Below are 20,876 nucleotides of genomic sequence, written 5' to 3'. Positions count from 1 at the left end.
ATCAGGCCGTCTCCTTCAGATTTCGGCGATGAAGTATTTCGAGCCAGGCATCCGCCGTGCGATCAAAATCGCTCACCTCACTTCTCCAACCATAGCTGGTGCGTATTGCAGATTCCGCAAGGGTGTCGGATGCGCCCATGGCCGACAGGACTAGCGAGCGTTTGACCTTGCCACTCGAACATGCAGAGCCCGATGAAACCGCGACCCCGGCAAGATCCATCGCCATGACCTGCGTTTCCGCACGAAATCCTGCATAAGCGAAGTTCGATGTGTTCGGAAGGCGAGGCACTCGCTTGCCGAACACCGTTACACCTGCTTCGGATATGAGCCGCTCCTCCATCGCGTCACGACAGCTCGAAAGCGCTTCCATTTTCGACAGCGCCGCGACAGCGGCATCCACTGCGGCGCCGAAACCAGCGATGCCCGAAAGGTTTTCCGTGCCGGAACGAATTGAACGTTCCTGACCACCGCCGAAGAGGATCGGCAGCAGAGGCGCACCGCTGCTAAGCCAAAGCGCCCCAACACCTTGAGGGCCGCCTGCCTTGTGGGCGGACAGCGCGAGATAGTCCACGCCCAGCAAGGACACATTCACCGGCAGTTTGCCCAGGCCCTGGACGCCATCGCATATTGTCAGCCCGCCTGCATCACGAACCATCGCGGCAGCTTCCTGAACCGGCTGGATCACGCCCGTTTCATTGTTCGCTAGCATCAGGACGAGAACGGGCGTTCCAGACTTGGAGCGATCCCAGCGACCCAACCGATCCGCCAGCCAGTCCAGATCAGCCTTGCCAGTCTCATCGACATACAAAGTCTCGACAGCTACGCCAGAATGCCCGGCATTTTTCGACACCGCCTCGTGCTCGACAGCCGAAACCAGGAGCGTGCAATCACCGTCCAGCTTCCTGACTGTTCCCTGGATCGCCAAGGCAACAGCTTCGGTGCCACCCGACGTGAAAATCAGGTCCTGAGGCAAGGCGCGAATGGCCGATGCAACCTGTCCACGCGCCTTTTCCATAAGTTTGCGCGCCTGTCGCCCAGGACCATGCACGCTCGAGGGGTTCGCTCCGACTTCAAGCGCTGCGAGCATCGCGTCCCGCGCTTCTGGCCGTAAAGGCGCCGTTGCGTTGTAATCTGCGTAAATCATGATCCGGCACTTAGGGTATCATGCCACGTCCTTACACAAAAACTTGCATTTCCTTGATGCTTTCCTCTAAAGCGCCCAATTCGCACTTTCAGGCTCGCAGCAAAACAAAGAGGCGACTTCCCCATGGCAGAACTCATTATCCCGGGACCCGCTGGCCGCATCGAAGCTCGCTACACCGAACCGCCACAGGAGGGCGCGCCAATCGCGTTGGTACTCCATCCTCATCCGCGCGCCGGCGGAACGATGCAGGACCCGATTGCCATTCGCCTCTATCAGATGTTCGAGCAACGCGGTTTTGGCGTCCTGCGCTTCAACACGCGCGGCGTTGGCCGGTCCCAAGGCGTCTATGACCAGGGCGTAGGTGAACTCGAAGATGCGGCCTATGTGCTGGATTACATGGAAAACATGACGGAAAGTCCGCGCTTTGTCTGGTGCGCCGGTTATTCCTTCGGCGCGTGGATCACACTTCAGCTGCTGATGCGCCGACCGGAGATCGACGGCTTCCTCGCCATTGCCCCGCCCTGCAATCACTACGACCTGGCATTCCTGGCACCCTGCCCTGCATCTGGCCTGATCATCTCCGGTGAGAACGACAAGATTTCGGGGCCGAAAGATGTCGAACGCGCCCTGACAAAAGTCCGCGTCCAGAAAGGTGAGGTGATCGAGCGCGACTCCATCGCTGGTGCAAACCACTTCTTCCAGGGCAAACAGGACGAGCTCATCGCGAAGTGTGCCGCTTACGTTGATCGCCGACTCATCGAGGATGAGCAGAAATTGCGGGCCGAAGCGGAAACAAAGAAAGTCCGCGGACAAGCCGCAATTACAGATCAGTCTGATGACGACGCGGGCGAAGATGACGACGACGGCGACGACGAGGATTGAGATCAGTCCAGCAACTGGCCGCCAGCCAGTGGCTTTTTGACACTCGTCGTTCCCGGCCAACTGATTGGCAGTCTTCTTCGCGTTCTGACGGCCAGAAATGCAAAGGCTTGCGCTTCTATGGAATCGCCAAGCCAGCCAACATCTTCAGCCGTCATAACCGCGCATGCGCACCGGTTCTTCAGTTCTGAAACGAGCCGGGGATTGTGCCTGCCGCCACCGCAGACAATCAGGTGCGAGGGCGGATCGTCAAACGCTTGAAGCGCGTAGGCTACCGACGCCGCGGAAAAGGCGGTCAAAGTGGCGGCCCCATCCTCCAGGGACAGCCCCCTGGCGAGGCTGGCATTGAAGTCGAACCGGTCGAGGCTCTTTGGTGGCGGCGCATCGAACCAAGGGTGACTGAGCCATTGGATCAGCGCTCCCTCATGTACACGACCCGCACCTGCAAGGGCGCCTCCCACGTCATGGGTTCCTGCGCCATGCCCCTCTACCCATTCGTCGATCGGACCGTTTGCCGGGCCTGTGTCGAACGCAAAAAGGCTCCCATCACGCTTGCGGTAAGTAATATTGGCGACGCCACCAAGGTTTAGGACGGCGGCGCTACTTCCCGCTGACAGTCTTTTTAACAGCGCGGCGTGATAGGCCGGCGCGAGCGGTGCGCCATGACCACCTTGCTGAACGTCATGGCTCCTGAAATCAAAGGCAAGTGGCACTCCCAATGCGCGGCGCATGGCTGTGGGTTCTATCAATTGAAGTGTCGCGCCTGTCCTGTCCGGCAGCGGCGCCCGATGCAGAACCGTCTGGCCGTGAACGCCCGCAATGGCTGGCACGGGCCCTTTCCAATCCGTTAGAAGACGCTCCCAGGCCTCCTGATGGGTCAGTGTCAGGACACTTTTGGCTGCTTCAAATGCTTCGACAGGAGGCGGGCCTTCCCAGTTCCAGTCTCTCGCGGCCTGAACCGCAGTCTTCAGCACTTCCCGTTCGTCAGGAGCGTATTTGCGTTCAGCGACCGGCCCGAAATCGAGAACATTCACGCCATCTGTTAGTATGAGCGCTGCATCGACCGCGTCGATCGAGGTTCCCGACATGAAGCCGGCGGCCCAAACCGGTTCGAATTCATCATTCGGCAGGTTCAATATCGGTCTCTCCCGTGCTAGCTGCCCTCTCCGATCAAGGAGTCGCGCCGATGAGCCAGTTCAAATCTGAGTTTCTTACAACACTCGAGGAACGCGGATTCACCAAGCAGATTACACATCCGGAAGCGCTGGATGAGTATTGCGCATCTGGCACCCCCATAGCTTACATCGGATTCGACGCGACTGCCGACAGCCTTCATGTGGGATCGCTGCTCCAGATCATGATGCTTCGGCACCTGCAGAAAAGCGGCGGCAAGCCGATTGTTCTCATGGGGGGCGGCACGACCAAGATCGGCGATCCGACGGACAAGGAGAAGTCCAGGCCGCTTCTCACCAATGAACAGATCAATGCAAACATCGCCGGAATTCGGAAGGCGTTCGAGCCTTTTCTCACCTTTGGCGACGGTCCGACAGACGCAATTATCGTCAACAATGCCGACTGGCTGGACAGGCTCGGTTACATTGAGGTGCTTCGCGAAATTGGTGTGCATTTCACGATCAATACGATGGTCAAGCAGGACACAGTAGCGCGCCGCCTTGCCAATGAGCAGCCTTACACCTTCCTGGAGTTCAATTATCTCCTGCTCCAGTCATACGATTTCCTTGAGCTGTTCCGGCGGCATGATTGCCGTCTGCAGCTTGGCGGCTCCGACCAATGGGGAAACATCCTTGGCGGTGTTGACCTGGTTCACAAAGCCGATGGCGGTGAGGCGTATGGCCTGACCGCACACCTCATTACGACAGCATCCGGCGGAAAGATGGGCAAGACTGCGGACGGCGCGGTCTGGCTGAATGCCGACCGTCGTTCACCTTACGAATACTGGCAATTCTGGAGGAACACGGAAGACGCTGATGTGGGGCGGTTCCTGCGCCTTTTCACTGACCTGACGATTGAAGAAATTGAACGCCTGGAAGGCTTGGAAGGTGCCGAGATCAACTCGGCAAAGATTGCGCTCGCCAATGCAGCAACTACGCTCCTTCACGGCGCCGACGCAGCCGCCGAAGCTGAACGGGCGGCCCAAGCCGTTTTTGGTGCCGGCAATTCAGATGAGGCGCTGCCCACCGCCGAAGTATCGCGAGCGTCTCTCGACGATGGAATACTCGTAGCGGCGGCTTTCACCGAGGCTGGTTTGAGCCAATCGAACGGAGAGGCTCGGCGCTTGATCAAGCAAGGTGCAGCCAGGGTCAACGATATTGTTGTTAGCGACCAGAATGCGGTCCTGACCTCGGCTGATATCAGCGATAACGGGTCCATAAAGCTCTCAGCCGGAAAGAAACGCCACGCGCTGATCAAGCCAGTCTAAGTTTGGGGCCTCAACTCGATCGCTTCAAAACTGTGTTGGAAGCGACCGCGATACTTGTCGCTCAAACCGACACGCAGCTGCACGTCGCCATCTGCAAGGAAGGTTTCCTCGAGAACGGATCCATGTTCATGCAGCCAGGCTCGAGCAGCACCGTCGCTTGGCGCGAGGCGGACCACATAGGCCTGCAATTCCTCTCGGATTGACTGGACAATCAGCTCCAGCAGTTCATCGAGCCCCTCACCCGTCAGGGCGGACGTAACCACGGCTGGCGTTTCGCCAAGGTCCGCCCGCGCCGACATGCGAAGAGTGTCCTGAATGTCGGCGGGCAGCAAATCCACCTTGTTCCAGGCTTCGATGATCGGCGGCAGTGGCGCGCCGCTCTCCTTCTGCAAATGCGTCAGCACCTGAAGGACATCGCGTTTTCTTTCCTCGTCAGCCTCATTGGAGCGGTCCCGTACGTGGACCAGCAGATCTGCTTCAAGCGTCTCCTCGAGTGTGGCCCGGAAACTGTCGATCAGGTGGGTCGGGAGATCAGAAATAAACCCGACCGTATCAACGAGCGCGGCATCGCCCATACCCGGCAAGTCGAACCGGCGGATGGTCGGGTCCAATGTGGCGAACGGCATGTCACGCGCGAAAACGTTCGCTCCCGTCAGCCTGTTGAACAGGGTCGACTTTCCAGCATTCGTGTACCCGACAAGCGCGATCACTGGGAAACCAGCATCGCGCCGTCCTGAACGCTGCAGACCGCGAGTCCGGCGAACCTCTTCAAGTTCAGCCTTCAGGGACTCCAGTTGCCTGTCCAACATGCGCCGGTCAGATTCCAGCTGCGTTTCGCCTGGGCCGCCCAGAAATCCGCCGCCACCACGCTGGCGTTCGAGGTGCGTCCAGGTTCGCACAAGGCGCGAGCGCTCATAGGAAAGGCGGGCAAGCTCGACCTGGAGCTTGCCTTCCTTGGTTCGCGCCCGGAGGCCGAAAATTTCAAGAATCAGGCCTGTTCGGTCGATGACCTTACAATTGAGCGCACGTTCCAGGTTTCTCTGTTGAACCGGGGTGAGCGCCGCATCGACAACACACATTGTGCAGCCGGCGGACGCAATATCCTCGGCCAGACGCGCAAGGATACCGCCTGAAAGCAGGTGGGACGCACTCGGATTGCGAACGTTTTCGCTTCGCAGAAATGCCAAGTTGCACCCAAGGGCCTCAACAAGGCCGGCCGTTTCAGACAGGCGGTCCCTGTCAGGACGCTCGGAGGGTTGCGTCCAAGGAATGACCACGCCGGCCCGTTCTTCCGGTGGCGTGTGGTCTACCAGGTCGGACGTCAATCAGAATCCGAATCTGCAGTCTCATCGAACAGCTGCACGGGCGCGCCCGGCGCGATCGTCGATATCGCGTGCTTGTAAACAAGTTGCGGAGGACGGCCATCGCCGCGCAGCAAGACGCAAAAATTGTCGAACCAGGTGACAACGCCTTGAAGTTTGACACCGTTGACCAGGAATATGGTGAGTGGAGTCCGGGATTTTCGGACTGCGTTCAGAAACGTGTCCTGCAAGTTCTGTTTTTTATCTGCCGACATTTTATTTGCCTGTTCGCTATACGTTTTCGCTGGCGCTATCTGGATTGCCAATTCTTGGCAATAGCTGACACGTCAGCGATGCCAAAATGATGCAGTAAATAGCGGAATGAAGGCAAGTACTTCGAGTCTGCCCAATATCATGCCCAAAATCAGCCAGACCTGCGTCACCCGATCACCTGGCAGGTCCTGGACGTCGACCAGATGAGCCGAATTCGTCAAACTTCCTACCGTGTTGGAGATAGCGTTTTCAAATCCCGACCCGGAAAACGAAAACAGAAGCAGACCTCCAACACACGCCATAATGTAAGCGACAAGATACACCCAGACTCCCATGATCGTGCGGTCAGACTGAATGCGGCGCCGAAACTCAAATGTCAGCAACGACTGCCGGTATCCCATTCGCACAAACTCCTGCCCGACCCTGCGGCTGAGAACGTAAATCCTGGCAAGCTTGATACCGCCCGTCGTCGACAATGCCGCGCCACCAATGAGCGGGGGCGCAAGCTGCAAGGCCAGCGGCAATGCATGGGTAGACGAAGGGGAAACCAGCGCAATACCACTCGTCGAGATCGCCGATACGGCCCAACCGATCGCATTGAAGAAGGACAGACCACAGAAGGCCGCGAGGATGGCAAAGACCGCTATGGCGACCAGGAGCGTGCCAAGCTCCGGATCGCGGATCCAAGCACTCAGATTGCCGGAGCCGACTTGCAGCAGGAAGAATAGCCCCAGCGATCCCATCAGCAGACCAAGGAACAGGGCGAACGCCCGCACGTGCCGGGTAACATCGACTTGGTGCCCTGCCGGATCTGCGAGCCCAGTGCTGAAGGCACTGGCGGCGTCCAGAAAAGCGGTGTGTGGCGGGATACCGCCGATTACCTCAATCGCGAAAACGATCAGCACGCAGATCGCCATAACCATGACCGTCATTCTCAGAACGCGCGGCATTGAATCGAAGAAACTCTCATCTGAAAGGCTGAAGAGATGTGTGCGGTGAATGCCTGGACCATCCAGGTTCAATGCAGCCAGTACAGTGGCCGCGAACGTGATTGTCGCGACTGCTCCTGCCAGATTGAGGATCGCTCTCCACAATACCAGCGACGCGGGCCAAGGTCCGTTTGAAGGGTCAAATGCGGTGTGACCTGTCGTGCTCAGGCAGGAAACAGCCTCATGTATCGCCGTAATCACGCTGGAATTTGCAACCCCCATGAGAAACGGCGGCGCACTGACCAGCGCCATGACGAACCAGAAGATGACCATGAATGCCAGGCCGTCAGATGGCTGGGCACGGCGACGCGGCGTGCCTGTCAGCACAAGTGCTGCAGCGGCGAGTGTCGACATCAGGATTGCCGTCACAAGGAACACGAGTAACTGGGTCGTCTCACCAGCAATCAACGCTGCGAGCGCGCAGACAATCATTCCCCCGGAGAACAGAAGAGTGCTGAATGAAAGCATCCGGATGAGAGCGGAGAAATTCATACACGGGATCTCCGAATGGACACGTTAACCGGACTAGAAAAAGTCAGCGCTGACCCGGAAAAACTGCTCAACTTTACTGGTCAGGCTCTGCTCGTAGAATAGCAGGACATGGTCATTCGCCCGAGGCCGCACATCGGGGCCCGCGAAAATGACCTCGTTTTCTCTCAGAATAGCAGCAGCTGTAATACCCTTGGGTAGCGCATCATATCCAAGCGATTTACCAATCAGCGGCGAGGTCTCAAGTGTCACGCCCTCTGCAATCTCCGCAGCGCCATCCTCGAGGGACTGCAGCGCCAATATCCGTCCCCTGCGCATTTTCATCAGGATTCGTGACACCGTCAGCGCTTTTGGGTCGAGAACCGCATCCACCCCCATCTCGCGAGCGAGGCGGGCCAGTTCTGGCGCATTAACCAGGGCCAGGGACCGTTTCGCGCCAAGTTGCTTGGCCAGTTTCGAGATCAGTATGTTGGCCTTGTCATCATGGGTCGTCGCGATCACAAGGTCCGCGGTCGGTGCATCGGCTTCTTCTAGGATGTTCCGGCTCAGTCCATCGCCGTTGATGACAATTGTCCTGTTGAGCCTCGAAACGGCTGCCTCTGCCTGATCAATATTGGATTCTATAACTCGGACGCGGACATCCGACTGCTTTTCCAGGCCCGCCGCGACGTACAGGCCCACATTGCCACCACCGACAACAACGACCCGGCGCATATCAGCTTCCGGCCGGTTGAAAATGCTATTCAGCCTGTGAGCGTGAGACTTCAGGACAGCGACATAGGCCGTATCGCCGACGAGGAGATTATCATTACCGCGCGGCGCAAAGACGGTGCCGGCGCGGCTGATACCAACAACCCGCGCATTCAGGCTAGGAAACAGGCCCTGAATCTGGTCCAGTGCCGTATCGAGGACCGGACTATCTTCCTGCACTTCAAGCCCGACAAGCTGGACATCGCTGCGACCGAAATTCACGCTCATCACCGCGCCGGGCGTCTTGAAGCGCTGCAATATAGCGTCGCCAACTTCGATTTCCGGCGAAATGACAAGGTCTATTCCGAGGCCTTCACGCGAAAAAAGCGACCGCCAACCCGGTTGAAGGTATTGCTGGGCCCGAACGCGCGCGATCTTGTTCGGAACCGAAAACAGCGTGTCGGCGACCTGGCAGATCACCATGTTGATTTCATCCGAGTATGTCACCGCGATAATCATGTCGCAGGTATCTGCGCCGGCCGCTTTCAAGACCTCCGGGTGTCCAGCATGTCCCCGGAGCGCTCGGACGTCGAGTTCGGTCTGAACCAGATCAATCAGGCGCTCATCCTGATCGACCATGATAATATGATGGTTTTCGCGCGCCAGCCGGCGGGCAATCCCCTGACCGACGCGGCCTGCGCCGCAGATGATGACATGCATATAATCAGGCTTCCGAACGATTCGCCGAGGCGTTTACACCAAGAGCCTTCAATTTTCTATGAAGCGCGGAACGTTCCATGCCGATGAACTCGGCTGTCCGGGAGATGTTCCCATCAAAACGCGTGATCTGCAGGGTGAGATATTCCCGCTCAAACTGCTCGCGCGCGTCGCGTAGGGATAGGCCAACGAGCTCACTGGAGGCTGACGGCCCTTTGCCACTTAGGGCCTGACGATCCTGGGGCAGTTCATCAACGGATACCGGTCGCCGTGTATCGTTTGGCGAAAGGATCAGGATGCGCTCGACAAGGTTCTTCAGCTGACGAACGTTACCGGGCCAGTCCATCGACTGCAGGACGGCTATAGCTTCGGGAGAGAACTGCCGCGGATTTAGCCCCGAACTATCCGCAATGCGCGCTGTGAAATGGTCGATCAACAGTGGAATATCGTCCCGCCGTTCGGCGAGCGACGGCACCTTGATAGGAACAACGCTTAGCCGGTAATACAGGTCCTCCCGGAAACGACCTGCCTCGATCTCTTCCTTGAGATCCTTGGTCGATGCCGACATCACCCTGACGTCGACCCGCACATCAGACTTCCCACCCACGCGCTGGAAACGCTGCTCCGTCAGCACCCTCAGGATCTTGTTCTGCGTGCCAAGCGGCATATCCGCGACTTCATCGAGCAGTAGTGTCCCGTCATGGGCTTTTTCGAAAAGTCCAATGCGACGGGGACGCCCATCATTGTCCTCTTCACCGAAGAGTTCCTGCTCCATGCGGTCTGGCGCGATATTGGCGGCGCTGACGACAACGAACGGTCCATCATTCCGGTTTGAATGCGCATGAATAAGGCGAGCCGTGAGTTCCTTGCCCGCACCTGCAGGGCCGAGGATCATGACCCGCGAATTCGTCGGTCCGACTTTGCCAATCGAGGACCGTAGCGCCGTCGCCGCCGCACTGGAGCCGATCCAGTCGTCACTGCTTACAACGAGCGTCTTCAGCGAGGCGTTTTCACGCTTGAGAGCCGTCGACTCCAGCGCTCTTTCGACCAGATGGAGGAGTCGGTCTGCCTTGAAAGGCTTCTCGATGAAATCATAAGCGCCCCGACGAATTGCGGCGACGGCTGTTTCAATGTTTCCGTGACCACTGATGACGATGACCGGAATCAATGGATCGATCGATTTGAGATACTTCAGAAGCGACAGGCCATCCATGTCGCTGCCTTGCAGCCAGACATCGAGGATTACCAGGCCCGGTGCCCGCATCCTGACTTCTTCGAGCGCCTTTTCGGCGGTCGCAGCACTACGGACGGAGTAGTTCTCATCCTCCAGAACGCCCGAAATGAGCTCCCGGATATCCGGTTCGTCGTCGATGATTAGAATGTCACTGGTCATTGTGGGGCCTCCGCAATCTCTACATCCCCCATGGAAACAAGATCGCTCTGCTTTGGTAGAACGATCCGCACGCGTGCGCCCTGAAGCCCATCCGACCGGCCCTCCAGCGCAATCGATCCGCCGTGATCCATGATGATCCGGTTGACGATTGCCAGGCCAAGCCCGGTGCCTTTTTCACGCGTTGTAACATAGGGTTCCAACAAACGGTCCCGGGCCGCTTCGGGGAAGCCGGGACCATTATCTTCTATGATAATCTCGACAGAGTCGCCCAGATCATCCGTCGAAATTTCGATCAGGCCCTGCGTCTCTTCCCCCGGTGGCAGGCCATCAATCGCTTCCGCAGCATTCTTGACGATATTGCCGATCGCCTGCGCGAGAAGACGCTCATCACCGGAGACGATAAGAGGGTTGCTCGAATGGTGTGCCTCAACCGATATCTCCGGGCTGACCACATGTTGGGCAAAGCCGGTCTCGTCGAGCAAGGATGCAAGATCAAAGCTCTTCAGTGTCGGCTTAGGCATCCGCGCGAAGCCCGAAAACTCCTCGACCATCCGGCCGATGTCGTTCACTTGCCGTAGTATGGTGTCCGTGCACCTTTCAAAAACGACATCGTCTTCCGGGATGTACTTCGTGTAACGACGCCGAAGACGCTCGGCCGAAAGCTGGATCGGCGTGAGCGGGTTCCGTATCTCGTGCGCAATGCGGCGCGCCACATCACGCCAGGCCAGCTGACGCTGCGCATTCACCAGGCGTGTCGCATCATCGAAGGTAAGGACGAGCCCTCCCGTCGTATCGCGGGCGATCTTCAGGCGGAAGTGCCTGTGGCCGTTCGGCTCACTGACATCGATAGACGCATCTACAGGATGCCCGGTCGACGCCGCATCGGTCGAATACCGGTCGAATGCCGGCGCTACGTCGCCCAGCAGCTGCCCCTCAAGAGGTTCTTCCCAACCCAGAAGCTTGTGAGCCGACGGATTCGCCAGTGTGATCCTGAACGACTCGTCGACCCGCACGACGCCGGCGCTGACCTCCTCCAGGAGCGTCTCGAGAAACAGCCGACGGTGCTCAGCGTCTTCCCGGGCTGTTTCAAGCGCCGAGCGCTGGGCACCAAGTTGTTCCGTCATGACGTTGAAAGAGCGGCTGAGCGCGCGAACCTCATCCTTGCTGCCGGGCAAGGGAACCCGAACATCGAGGTTACCGTCACGAACCGACTGGGCCGCACTGGCAAGCCGGCCAATCGGGCCGGTGATCCGGCTCGCGGCTTCAAGCGCCAGGCGCACGGCCAGGAGCAGGACCAGCGCTACAATCTGCCCGTAGGCAACGACGAACAGCGCCTGCGACCGCGAACTCAGTTGCCCGGCGATCCGATATTCTTCCAATGCTTGCTCGGCCCGGCGAAGGCGAGCAAAGGCGTCTCTATCGAGAGGCTTTGCGAGATAGAGATAGGCATCCTCCATACCGTCAAGCTTGACCAGCGAACTGGCGAAGCCCTCGCCTTCCTGAAGTGAAAGGATAACTTCTCCCTGGTCGGCCTCGTCGAACATCTCGTTGGTAGGTCGGCGGAAATATCCGCTCCCACCGGCATTCTCCCCAATCGCCAGGGGGATACCCTTGTCATCAATCACATATGCAGCGGGCATGTTCCGCACATAAGCCTGGATGCCGAGATAGGATGAAAAACGTTCGGGGTCTTCCGTCAGCCCCTGCAGCGCATTGTTCACGTCAGTCGCCATCAGGCGGGTGTCCTGCTCAAGGATGTCGCTGAACTCCTGGACATTTTCCTGAGCGACGGCTGCCGTCTGCTCAACCAGCGTGACGATCCGCTCACCGAACCAGGTATCGAAACCGCGCGTGATGGCAGCCCAGAGGAACAGCGATACGACCAGAGCCGGAATGGCCGCGGAAAAACCAAACAGCAGCAGGAAGCGCCGCGCAAGCCGCTCTCCGCCCTCGCCCCGCTTGTCGTTCCGGGTCGCCATGTAGCGCTGGGCGATGATCAGGGCGAGTATGCCAATAATGACCGTATTGACGATCAGCAGGACCTGGACGTCCCGGCTGACCGGGTCGATCGGATCCATATCGGAAACAGCTACAAACGTTACGGTCGCAGCGAGAAACGCGGCAATCAGGAACAACCACTGGAACAGCGTCCATCCCGACTGGGCGTTGTTGGATTTCAGGAACCCGACCAAACTAAACCCTCGCAGCTAAGCCTGTGCCCAGGCTGCAACACTGAGGATTTAGAGCAACACTCAGGCGTCAGGTCAATCAGTCGTCTGCCAAACCAAGTGAGTTTATTCGTGCACGAAGCGTGTTTCGGTTTACGCCCAGCAAGGCTGCCGTCCTGAGTTTGTTGCCCGAAGTCACTGAAAGTGCGAGCTTTATCAAAGGCCGTTCAACCTGCTCAAGGACTTCCTGATGGATTTTGCTATCGTCAGGAGACGCTTGGAGAAGATCGGCCATGATGTAGCGGTGCAGGAGGGTCTCGACTTCCTTTTCGAAGGACGTATTCGACGAGATGTCTTTCAGCGCCTCTGCGCGTAGCTCGCGCTCGATATCGCGCTGCGAAATGACCGGGTCGGGACTGAGGGCCGCAAGGCGCATGATCAGGTTTTCAAGCTCCCGCACATTGCCGGGCCAGTCATAGGCCATCATCAGGTCCATCGCCGCGGGCTCGATTTGCTTGGCCGCGAGCCCCTTTCGCTGAGCCCGAAGCAGGAATGCACGCACGAGTTCCGGAATATCCTCTTTGCGCTGGCGGAGCGGCGGCATGAAGATCCGCACGACGTTGATGCGGTAAAACAGGTCTTCGCGAAAATCGCCATTGTCTACGAGCTTGGCGAGTGGCTGGCGCGTCGACGCTATGATCCGGGCGCCGCCCGCTTCGCGCATCAGCTTGACGAGTTGGGTCTGCGCTTCAGCCGGAAGATCGCCGATCTCGTCCAGGTAAAGCGTTGCATCTTCCTGGAAGGCGAGGCCTGGCTCTTCCGGCGTGCCGAACAGGTCCTTGCTGATCTGTTCCGTCGGCATCGCCGCGAGGTCGAGTGCCTTGAAGACTCCACGCTCGCCGGAGCCCAACTGGTGGATCGCCCGCGCGGCAAGTTCCTTTCCGGTTCCCGACTCGCCCTCGATAAGGACCGTCAGATCCGTATTCATTACGCGGGAAATGATGCGATAGACTTCCTGCATCGGATCGGACCGGCCAATCAGCGGGAGGTTTGTCTCAGCATCCCCCTTCCCAGCCCGAGTGGCCGCATCCTTTTTCGGCGGCCCCTTGAGCGCCCGCCCGACGAGATTGGTCAGCTGATCGATATCGAAAGGCTTTGGGAGATAGTCATAGACACCATGCCGGGCCGCTGACGCAGCCGTCAAAATGGTATTCTGCCCGCTCATGACGATCACCGGTAGCTCTGGCCGGGCAAGCTTGATTGATGGCAATAATTCGAAGATCGCGGTGTCGCCGAGATAGACATCCGTAACGACCACGTCGCCTTCTCCATTGCGGATCCAGCGCTCCAACGCATCAGCCGAACTGGTTGCGCGCACCTGATAGCCCGCGGTGACCAGCGTCTGGTTCACGACCAGACGAATACTGGCGTCGTCTTCTGCGAGAAGGATTGTCTTCTGACTCATGCCAAATTGTCCCGCTTCATGGGAAGGTATACGGAAAACCGGGTCTGACCCGGCCTGCTCTCGACTTTGATCCGACCTTCATGCGCTGAAATCACTTCAGATACAACGCTCAGGCCAAGTCCTCGTCCGCCAGCCTTGGTCGAGGAAAACATGTCGAACATCTGCTCTCTGGCGCGCGGCGGAATGCCCTTGCCATTGTCTTCTACTGTAATGCGGATGGCGCGTTGCAGCCGCTTGGCGTTTCGCGTCTTGGAAAAAGCAAACCCGGTTTCGAACGCGGTCTGGAGCGTAATCTGTCCCTGACCCGGCACTTCCGCCGCCGCTTCTGCCGCATTTCGGACGATGTTCTGGAACGCCTCGTGGAGATGATCCTCGTCTCCGTAGATTTCGGGCAGTGAAGGATCGTAGGCGCGCTTCAAGGCAATCTTACCGCCGTGCGCAGCCTCTTCGGCGAGCAAGACCTTGTCGAGCAGCTCATGGATGTTGAACTTGTCGCGTCGCGGAGCGGAGAAAAGCTCAAACGCGGACAGTCGCGTGACAAGACGTTCGATCCGGCTGGCCTCGCTTCTGATGACATTCAGCAAGGAAGCCTGCTCCTCGTCGGCCGTTCGCAACAATAGCTGCGCGGCTCCAGAGATCCCGGCCAGCGGATTCTTCACTTCATGCCCAAGGATACGGCCAAATCCGGAAATCCCGACTGCGCCAGATGAGCGGTCACTGACAACAGATTCAGTAACAGCGATAACGACGCCCTGCGGCGGGACGGGGCGCAGCTTGATATCAAACGTCCGGCTGCCCGAAACCCCGGGGCCGGAAATCGCGACTCCATGTGCGCTTACATCGCCGTCCTGCGAAAAAACGCGATCGAGAAGATCGAACAGTGGCGAGTCATGATAAATGAATTCACTGAGCGCCTTACCTCGAAGGGCGGATTCAGAATGCCCAAGCAGCATCTGCGCCTCTGTGTTGGCAGCATCGATGCGACGGCGGTCGTCGATCTGGAACAGCGCGAGTGGCGCGACATCCGATAGGTTCACAGCCAGGGTCACGCGGCCACTCCTCTTTCTTCCAGAAATATATCGGCAAGCATCGACGAAAGAGCCTTCGCGCAATCGATCTGGCACGCGGCTGAGCGAGTCTCACGGCGGTCGCGCTCATCCCAGTGACCGTCTAGCTTGTCGATCGCTGCAGCGACGTGTTTGCGAACAATACGAAGCCCGAGAGACTTGCCATAGAGGGACTGGCTTTCCTCAATCTGGCTGATAAGGCTGTCCAGCTGTTCAGCTCTCGATGGCATTCTGTAAAAACCGCCCTCGAGTTCGGCGGCAATTTTTGCTGGCAACCAGGGCTGGCCCATCGCCGCCCGCCCGATCATCACGCCGTATGCGCCGGACTGATCCAAGGCATTTAGCGCTGAAGGCGTGTCGCTGACATCACCATTTGCAATGACGGGGACGCCCACGGCGTTGACGGTATCGGCGATGGCTACCCAGTTGGCCCGCCCCTTGTAGAACTGGCAGCGTGTCCGACCATGCACCGTCAGCATCACGACGCCCGCCTGCTCGGCGTGCCGCGCCAGATCCGGAGCATTGAGCTGTCCATCATCCCAACCCAGTCGCATTTTCAGTGACACGGGAACGCCCTGACCGCCTTCAATGGCCGCATCGATTATGGCGCGCGCCAGATCGGGTTCGCGCATTAGCGCCGATCCGGAAGCTCCGCCCGTCACTTGGCGCGACGGGCAGCCCATATTGATGTCAATCTGATCGACACCCGCTTCAGCGAGCAGTTCAGCGCCCTTGCGCATATCCTCCGGGCGCCGCGCAGCGAGCTGAACAATCCAGCGCCCTCGCCCCTCATGGCGGCATGTTCGGCGAACCATGTCCTTGCGATTTGCGGCGAGCGCTTCACCGGCAACCATTTCCGACACCACAGCCGGACACCCAAATCTGACCGCTTGCCGGCGGAACGCGGCATCAGTCGACCCGGACATCGGGGCCAGCCAAACGCGTTCTGCCTCATTATTGAGCACTCTAACCATACCTTTTCTTCAATCAGATTTTTGCATTGCACAATAGTCAAGCGCCAGCTTTCTGCTCATGATAAACGTTAGCTGTGGCCATCCTGCATCAGCCGGACTATTGGCTTGTGCCATGAAAGTTCACGCCATTATCGTCGCGGCTGGCTCCGGATCACGCACCGGGAGGCAAACGCCCAAGCAGTTCGAACCCTTGGCCGGACGACCAGTCTATCGCTGGTCGGCAGACGTCTTTCTCTCCCACCCCGACGTTTCGCGCACAATCATTGTGCTGCCACAGGATTGCCCCCCTGAACGCCTGGAAAACATCGCCAACTCGGGACTGATGTACACGACAGGCGGCAAAACGAGGTCTGCCTCCGTACTGAACGGTCTCGAGAAACTTTCCCCGGAAGATGACGACCTGGTCCTGATCCATGACGCTGCCCGGCCTGGCCTTACACAGTCGGTAATTGACGAGCTGGTTGATGCCATGGGGAGCGCCGATGCTGCCGCCCCTGCCCTACCTGTCAACGACGCGCTAAAACGCAAGTACGGCGAGACGCTAAGCAATGTGGACCGCGAGCAGCTTTTTCGGGTCCAGACCCCTCAGGCTTTCCGTGCTGGCGCAATCCGGACCGCTCTGTCGGAACGGCCTGAAGACTATGTCGATGACTTGTCTGCCATTGAGGCCGCTGGTGGAATCGTTACGCTGACGCCTGGACGCGCGCAGCTCCACAAGATCACGTTTGAAGGCGACTTTGCCCTTCTCGAAACACTTCTGACAGGAGGCAAAATGCGGGTCGGATCAGGTTTTGACGTTCACGCCTTTGAGGAGGGAGACGGCGTCACCCTTTGCGGCGTGCGCATTCCCCATGATCGCTCGCTCAAAGGCCACTCCGATGCCGATGTAGGCTGGCACGCCCTGACAGATGCGATTTTTGGCGCCCTTGCCCTGGGCGACCTTGGCGACCATTTCCCGCCCAGCGATGAGCGCTGGAAGAATGCAGACTCTGCCGTATTTCTGGAACACGCCATCAAGCTCGCATCTGAAAGGGGATGGGTTCTCACAAATTGCGACCTCACGATCGTGTGCGAAGCGCCGAAGATAAAGCCACACCGTCAGGCCATGCGAGAGAAAACAGCCGCCATCACCGGGCTTCACCCTGATGGTGTGTCCATAAAGGCAACGACCACTGAGGGGCTGGGCTTTACGGGTCGCCGCGAAGGCATCGCCGCACAGGCCGTTGTCATGGTAAGCCCGAAGAACGACGCATAGGGGCAACAAGATGTTTCCGGAAAAGCTACGCAATCTGTGCCTTCTAACGATCGACGAAGCACGCGAACGCCGCGTCAAGATCGCCGCCGCCGAATCCTGCACGGGTGGGCTGCTCGCGGGTCTGTTCACCGAATTCAGCGGATCGTCAGACGTATTCGAGCGAGGGTTCGTGACGTACTCAAATCGCGCCAAGGAAGAGGTCCTCGGCATTGCCGGTGACCTGATTGCTGACCATGGCGCGGTGTCTGAGGTTGTCGCCCGCCTCATGGCCGAGGGCGCCCTGGAGGCCAGCCGTGCCAACCTCGCTGTCGCGATCACCGGGATCGCAGGCCCGGGCGGCGGCACACCAATGAAACCCGTCGGCACGGTTCACATCGCTTGCGCCCGCGAGAACAAGGCAGTGCTTCACGAAGCGTGCTACTTTGGTGATATCGGCCGGCACGAGGTCCGAATGGCCAGCCTCGAAACCGCGCTCAACATGATCCGCGAGCAAATACCTTAATCGAGGGACGTGCCGTAGCGCCTGTCGGCTTCATCCTGGAACGCCTTCATGATGCGGTTCACAGCCAGGTCAGTGTTCGCCCTCGCTAGCAGGGCAAGGACTGGATTGCGAAATTCGTAGTCGATAAAGAACTCAATCCGCGTACCTGCGCCGGAAACCTCTTCCAGCTTCCAACGGTTCTTGAGGCGACGAAACGGTCCGTGGACCAGTTCAACATTGATCGTTCGAGTGTCTGGATTGGCTTCGACATCAGTGGAAAACACTTCCGAGAATCCCTTGAAGCCGACATCGGCTTCGCCCCGGAAACGTCTAATGACACCGACAGCCGGCTTCTCGGTCACTTTCATGGACCGAATCCACTTGATGAATTCAGGATATCGGGAAATGTCCGAGACAAGCTCAAAGACGTCATCCACCCTGTGCGGAATTCGGACCTGTTTGGAAAGTTTGGGCAAATCTCTAGCCGTTGGCCGCCAGTCGTGCGGCTCGCAGTTTCTGGAAGTCCTCGCCAGCATGATAGCTCGACCGCGTGAGCGGCGATGCTGACACCATCAGAAAGCCTTTCGCGCGAGCAATTTCCTCGTAGGCCGCGAACTCTTCCGGATGCACAAACCGCTCCACAGCCGCATGCTTGCGGGTTGGCTGGAGGTACTGTCCGATTGTGAGGAAATCGATGCCGGCAGAGCGCATGTCATCCATCACCTGCATTACTTCTTCCTTCGTCTCACCAAGACCGACCATCAGGCCGGATTTCGTGAACTGATTGGGATCGCGCAGCTTCACCCGCTCGAGCAGGCGAATGGAATGATAGTAGCGCGCGCCCGGGCGGATCGAGAGATAAAGACGTGGAACCGTCTCGAGGTTGTGGTTGAACACGTCTGGACGCGCGTCGATCACGCGGTTTTCCCAACCATCCTTGCGCAGGAAATCCGGTGTCAGAATTTCGATTGTGGTCCCGGGCGAGGCCTTGCGGATTTCCTCGATAACGGAGACGAAATGCATCGCGCCGCCATCCTCTAGGTCGTCTCGATCGACCGAGGTGATAACAACATGCTCCAGCCCCATTTCTCGAACCGCTTCAGCGACCCTTTCGGGCTCACTTGGATCAACGGGAGACGGCTTGCCGGTGGACACGTTGCAGAACGAGCAGGCTCGCGTGCAGACCTCACCAAGGATCATCATCGTCGCGTGTTTCTTGGTCCAGCACTCGCCAATATTCGGGCAGCCCGCCTCCTGGCATACCGTGACCAGCCCTTTTGAGTTCACGATTTCCTGCGTCTCAGCGAAGCCCCGGCTGGTGGGGGCTTTGACCCGGATCCAGTCGGGCTTGCGCAGAACGGGCGTATCAGGCCGGTTGCGCTTCTCCGGATGCCTGTATTTCGGTTTGCCATCTATGATCGTAACCATGGCCTATAAATGTACGTATGCGGTCCTCGCCGCAAGGCTCATCTCGTCATGGCTGCAATTCGTCGAATGTGACAGATTATTTGAAATGTTCACAGACTGTGACAAGTTGCATCAGACGTGATCGGCAACAGAAAAAAACGAAAAGCCCAATGTCCTCAGTACCTCCGCCAATACCGTACCAGCCCAAGAGAACGCGAATCGACATCTTTTCGGCCGTTCTGCGGGCACGCCGGGAGTTCGGCGGTTCGAAGATTGCGATCGTCGATGGTGACGAACGTGAGCTCAGCTACAACGAAATTGTCCGGGCGGCTTTCGCTCTCGGCAGCGCGATCAAGAAGCGAACCCGCAAGGGCGAGTCGATCGGAATCATGCTGCCGACCGGCGCAGGCGCTGTGATCGCTTTTCTGAGCGTTTTGGCCGCTGGCCGCGTTCCGGCCATGCTGAATTTCACCGCCGGTGCCGCAAACCTCAAATCGGCCATGAAGGCGGCACAGGTGTCAAAAGTGCTGACTGCCCATCGCTTTGTCGAACTGGGCAGCCTCGAGCCGCTCGTTGAATCGCTCGAAAGTGTCGCAGACATTATCTACCTCGAAGACGTCCGCGAGGGACTCAAGCTCGGCGACAAGATTGCAGGGGCGCTTGGCCCCGTCTTTCCCAGCCTGTTCCACGCGCGCGCTGACTACCGAAAAACCGGCGTGTTTCTATTCACGTCGGGAACCGAAGGCGAACCCAAGGGTGTCGTCCTCAGTCACGAAAACATCATGGCTAATGTCGAGCAGGTGCGGGCTCATATCGGCCTGGATCCCAAAGTGGATTCGGTTTTCAATCCGTTGCCGACCTTCCACTGCTTCGGCCTGACGGTTGGTGCGCTTTTGCCAATCATTGCCGGCGTTAAGGCAATCTTCCACCCGACCCCGCTTCAGCCAAGGGAAATCGCAAAACGCATCCGCAGCACGGGTGCAACGATCCTGCTTGCAACTGATACCTTCATCTCCCAGTACGCCCGCGCAGGCAGCGAAGGCGACATGGACAGCGTGCGGCTGGCCGTGTGCGGCGCCGAGCGGGTGCGCGACGAAACCCGCCAGCTGGTCCGCCGGAAGTTCGATATCGAAATCCTCGAAGGTTACGGCGCCACCGAAGCCTCCCCGGTCGTGGCTGCAAACAGCCCTCGGATGAACAAGCCAGGCACAGTGGGAACCCTCATGGCAGGCATGGAGTGCGAACTCATACCAGTCGAAGGCATTGAGGAAGGCGGACGCCTTCGAATTCGGGGGCCAAACGTAATGCTTGGCTATATGCGACCAGACAATCCGGGCATCCTCGAGCCGACGGAAAACGGATGGCATGACACCGGCGATATCGTTGCCATCGATGAAGATGGCTGCATCTGGATTCGTGGCCGCGTGAAACGCTTTGCAAAAATTGGCGGTGAAATGGTCTCGCTAGCCGTTGTGGAAAACTGCGCGAGCGCCATCTGGCCTGACGATATGCATGCCGCCGCGGCCATCCCCGATCCGCGCAAGGGCGAACAGATCATCCTGCTCACAACTGCCAATACTGCTGACAGAAGTGCGATCATTGCATGGTCACAATCTCACGGCGTTTCGGAACTTTCCGTGCCTAGAAAAGTCTTTCACGTAGAAGAAATACCTGTCCTCGGGACTGGCAAGATCGACTATGGCGCGGTGAACAAGCTGGTCCAGGATCTGGCCGAGGCGTAAGC

The 20,876-nt window shown here is 58.4% G+C and carries 18 protein-coding genes; 5 read left to right on the top strand and 13 right to left on the bottom strand.

Features of this window, described 5'->3' with window-relative positions:
• Position 1: 1 nt before the first annotated feature.
• Positions 2–1,144, bottom strand: coding sequence for a cysteine desulfurase family protein (locus tag D1223_RS12055; protein ID WP_119376676.1), 1,143 nt, complete (start codon positions 1,142–1,144; stop codon positions 2–4).
• Between the two features lie 123 nt (positions 1,145–1,267).
• Between D1223_RS12055 and D1223_RS12050 the strand changes: the two genes are divergently transcribed.
• Complete coding sequence (locus tag D1223_RS12050; protein WP_119376675.1) at positions 1,268–2,026, top strand: alpha/beta hydrolase; 759 nt, start codon at positions 1,268–1,270, stop codon at positions 2,024–2,026.
• Positions 2,027–2,028: 2 nt separating this feature from the next.
• Here D1223_RS12050 and D1223_RS12045 read toward each other — a convergent pair whose 3' ends face one another.
• Positions 2,029–3,159, bottom strand: a complete 1,131-nt coding sequence (locus tag D1223_RS12045) for an anhydro-N-acetylmuramic acid kinase (RefSeq protein WP_233353139.1) — start codon at positions 3,157–3,159, stop codon at positions 2,029–2,031.
• Between the two features lie 50 nt (positions 3,160–3,209).
• Between D1223_RS12045 and tyrS the strand changes: the two genes are divergently transcribed.
• Positions 3,210–4,463, top strand: coding sequence for a tyrosine--tRNA ligase (gene tyrS / locus D1223_RS12040; RefSeq protein WP_119376674.1), 1,254 nt, complete (start codon positions 3,210–3,212; stop codon positions 4,461–4,463).
• On the opposite strand, the gene hflX is transcribed toward tyrS, so the two are convergent.
• The 9 genes from hflX to D1223_RS11995 form a co-directional block, all read right to left on the bottom strand.
• The gene (hflX, locus tag D1223_RS12035; RefSeq protein ID WP_233353186.1) at positions 4,460–5,740 is read right to left on the bottom strand and encodes a GTPase HflX; all 1,281 of its coding nucleotides are present in this window, start codon (positions 5,738–5,740) and stop codon (positions 4,460–4,462) included. The genes tyrS and hflX overlap by 4 nt on opposite strands.
• Positions 5,741–5,784: 44 nt before the next feature.
• The gene (gene hfq / locus D1223_RS12030) at positions 5,785–6,039 is read right to left on the bottom strand and encodes an RNA chaperone Hfq (protein ID WP_119376672.1); all 255 of its coding nucleotides are present in this window, start codon (positions 6,037–6,039) and stop codon (positions 5,785–5,787) included.
• Positions 6,040–6,111: 72 nt separating this feature from the next.
• Positions 6,112–7,518, bottom strand: coding sequence for a TrkH family potassium uptake protein (locus D1223_RS12025; protein ID WP_119376671.1), 1,407 nt, complete (start codon positions 7,516–7,518; stop codon positions 6,112–6,114).
• Between the two features lie 33 nt (positions 7,519–7,551).
• A complete protein-coding gene (gene trkA, locus D1223_RS12020) occupies positions 7,552–8,925 on the bottom strand; it encodes a Trk system potassium transporter TrkA (RefSeq protein WP_119376670.1) in 1,374 nt (457 codons plus the stop codon).
• Positions 8,926–8,929: 4 nt separating this feature from the next.
• Positions 8,930–10,315: a nitrogen assimilation response regulator NtrX gene (gene ntrX / locus D1223_RS12015; RefSeq protein ID WP_119376669.1), complete on the bottom strand. Its 1,386-nt coding sequence runs from the start codon at positions 10,313–10,315 to the stop codon at positions 8,930–8,932.
• On the bottom strand, positions 10,312–12,507 hold the full coding sequence (locus D1223_RS12010) for a sensor histidine kinase NtrY-like (protein WP_119376668.1): 2,196 nt from the start codon (positions 12,505–12,507) through the stop codon (positions 10,312–10,314). The genes ntrX and D1223_RS12010 overlap by 4 nt, the downstream gene beginning before the upstream one ends.
• 76 nt (positions 12,508–12,583) lie before the next feature.
• Positions 12,584–13,948, bottom strand: coding sequence for a sigma 54-interacting transcriptional regulator (locus D1223_RS12005; protein WP_119376667.1), 1,365 nt, complete (start codon positions 13,946–13,948; stop codon positions 12,584–12,586).
• The gene (locus D1223_RS12000; protein ID WP_119376666.1) at positions 13,945–14,997 is read right to left on the bottom strand and encodes a two-component system sensor histidine kinase NtrB; all 1,053 of its coding nucleotides are present in this window, start codon (positions 14,995–14,997) and stop codon (positions 13,945–13,947) included. The genes D1223_RS12005 and D1223_RS12000 overlap by 4 nt, the downstream gene beginning before the upstream one ends.
• On the bottom strand, positions 14,994–15,941 hold the full coding sequence (locus D1223_RS11995; protein WP_233353185.1) for a tRNA dihydrouridine synthase: 948 nt from the start codon (positions 15,939–15,941) through the stop codon (positions 14,994–14,996). The genes D1223_RS12000 and D1223_RS11995 overlap by 4 nt, the downstream gene beginning before the upstream one ends.
• Before the next feature lie 106 nt (positions 15,942–16,047).
• Between D1223_RS11995 and D1223_RS11990 the strand changes: the two genes are divergently transcribed.
• The gene (locus D1223_RS11990) at positions 16,048–17,244 is read left to right on the top strand and encodes a bifunctional 2-C-methyl-D-erythritol 4-phosphate cytidylyltransferase/2-C-methyl-D-erythritol 2,4-cyclodiphosphate synthase (protein ID WP_325051224.1); all 1,197 of its coding nucleotides are present in this window, start codon (positions 16,048–16,050) and stop codon (positions 17,242–17,244) included.
• 10 nt (positions 17,245–17,254) lie between these two features.
• Complete coding sequence (locus D1223_RS11985; RefSeq protein WP_119376663.1) at positions 17,255–17,746, top strand: CinA family protein; 492 nt, start codon at positions 17,255–17,257, stop codon at positions 17,744–17,746.
• On the opposite strand, the gene D1223_RS11980 is transcribed toward D1223_RS11985, so the two are convergent.
• Complete coding sequence (locus tag D1223_RS11980) at positions 17,743–18,261, bottom strand: type II toxin-antitoxin system RatA family toxin (RefSeq protein ID WP_119376662.1); 519 nt, start codon at positions 18,259–18,261, stop codon at positions 17,743–17,745. The two genes, D1223_RS11985 and D1223_RS11980, sit on opposite strands and share 4 nt — an antisense overlap.
• A complete protein-coding gene (gene lipA, locus D1223_RS11975) occupies positions 18,206–19,153 on the bottom strand; it encodes a lipoyl synthase (RefSeq protein WP_119376661.1) in 948 nt (315 codons plus the stop codon). Before lipA ends, D1223_RS11980 begins: the two co-directional genes overlap by 56 nt.
• Positions 19,154–19,302: 149 nt before the next feature.
• Here lipA and D1223_RS11970 point away from each other — a divergent pair, with 149 nt between their 5' ends.
• Positions 19,303–20,874, top strand: coding sequence for an AMP-binding protein (locus tag D1223_RS11970; protein ID WP_119376660.1), 1,572 nt, complete (start codon positions 19,303–19,305; stop codon positions 20,872–20,874).
• Positions 20,875–20,876: the final 2 nt, after the last annotated feature.

Source organism: Henriciella mobilis, assembly GCF_003576285.1.
GTDB classification, from domain to species: domain Bacteria; phylum Pseudomonadota; class Alphaproteobacteria; order Caulobacterales; family Hyphomonadaceae; genus Henriciella; species Henriciella mobilis.
This window is presented reverse-complemented; position numbering and strand designations above follow the sequence as displayed.

What these genes read in the sequence shown, in the direction of transcription:
- D1223_RS12055 (WP_119376676.1), bottom strand. Translation starts at nt 1,144, where the DNA reads ATGATTTACGCAGATTACAACGCAACGGCGCCTTTACGGCCAGAAGCG.
- D1223_RS12050 (WP_119376675.1), top strand. Translation starts at nt 1,268, where the DNA reads ATGGCAGAACTCATTATCCCGGGACCCGCTGGCCGCATCGAAGCTCGC.
- tyrS (WP_119376674.1), top strand. Translation starts at nt 3,210, where the DNA reads ATGAGCCAGTTCAAATCTGAGTTTCTTACAACACTCGAGGAACGCGGA.
- hfq (WP_119376672.1), bottom strand. Translation starts at nt 6,039, where the DNA reads ATGTCGGCAGATAAAAAACAGAACTTGCAGGACACGTTTCTGAACGCA.
- D1223_RS12025 (WP_119376671.1), bottom strand. Translation starts at nt 7,518, where the DNA reads ATGAATTTCTCCGCTCTCATCCGGATGCTTTCATTCAGCACTCTTCTG.
- trkA (WP_119376670.1), bottom strand. Translation starts at nt 8,925, where the DNA reads ATGCATGTCATCATCTGCGGCGCAGGCCGCGTCGGTCAGGGGATTGCC.
- ntrX (WP_119376669.1), bottom strand. Translation starts at nt 10,315, where the DNA reads ATGACCAGTGACATTCTAATCATCGACGACGAACCGGATATCCGGGAG.
- D1223_RS12005 (WP_119376667.1), bottom strand. Translation starts at nt 13,948, where the DNA reads ATGAGTCAGAAGACAATCCTTCTCGCAGAAGACGACGCCAGTATTCGT.
- D1223_RS11995 (WP_233353185.1), bottom strand. Translation starts at nt 15,941, where the DNA reads ATGTCCGGGTCGACTGATGCCGCGTTCCGCCGGCAAGCGGTCAGATTT.
- D1223_RS11990 (WP_325051224.1), top strand. Translation starts at nt 16,048, where the DNA reads ATGATAAACGTTAGCTGTGGCCATCCTGCATCAGCCGGACTATTGGCT.
- D1223_RS11985 (WP_119376663.1), top strand. Translation starts at nt 17,255, where the DNA reads ATGTTTCCGGAAAAGCTACGCAATCTGTGCCTTCTAACGATCGACGAA.
- D1223_RS11980 (WP_119376662.1), bottom strand. Translation starts at nt 18,261, where the DNA reads ATGCTGGCGAGGACTTCCAGAAACTGCGAGCCGCACGACTGGCGGCCA.
- lipA (WP_119376661.1), bottom strand. Translation starts at nt 19,153, where the DNA reads ATGGTTACGATCATAGATGGCAAACCGAAATACAGGCATCCGGAGAAG.
- D1223_RS11970 (WP_119376660.1), top strand. Translation starts at nt 19,303, where the DNA reads ATGTCCTCAGTACCTCCGCCAATACCGTACCAGCCCAAGAGAACGCGA.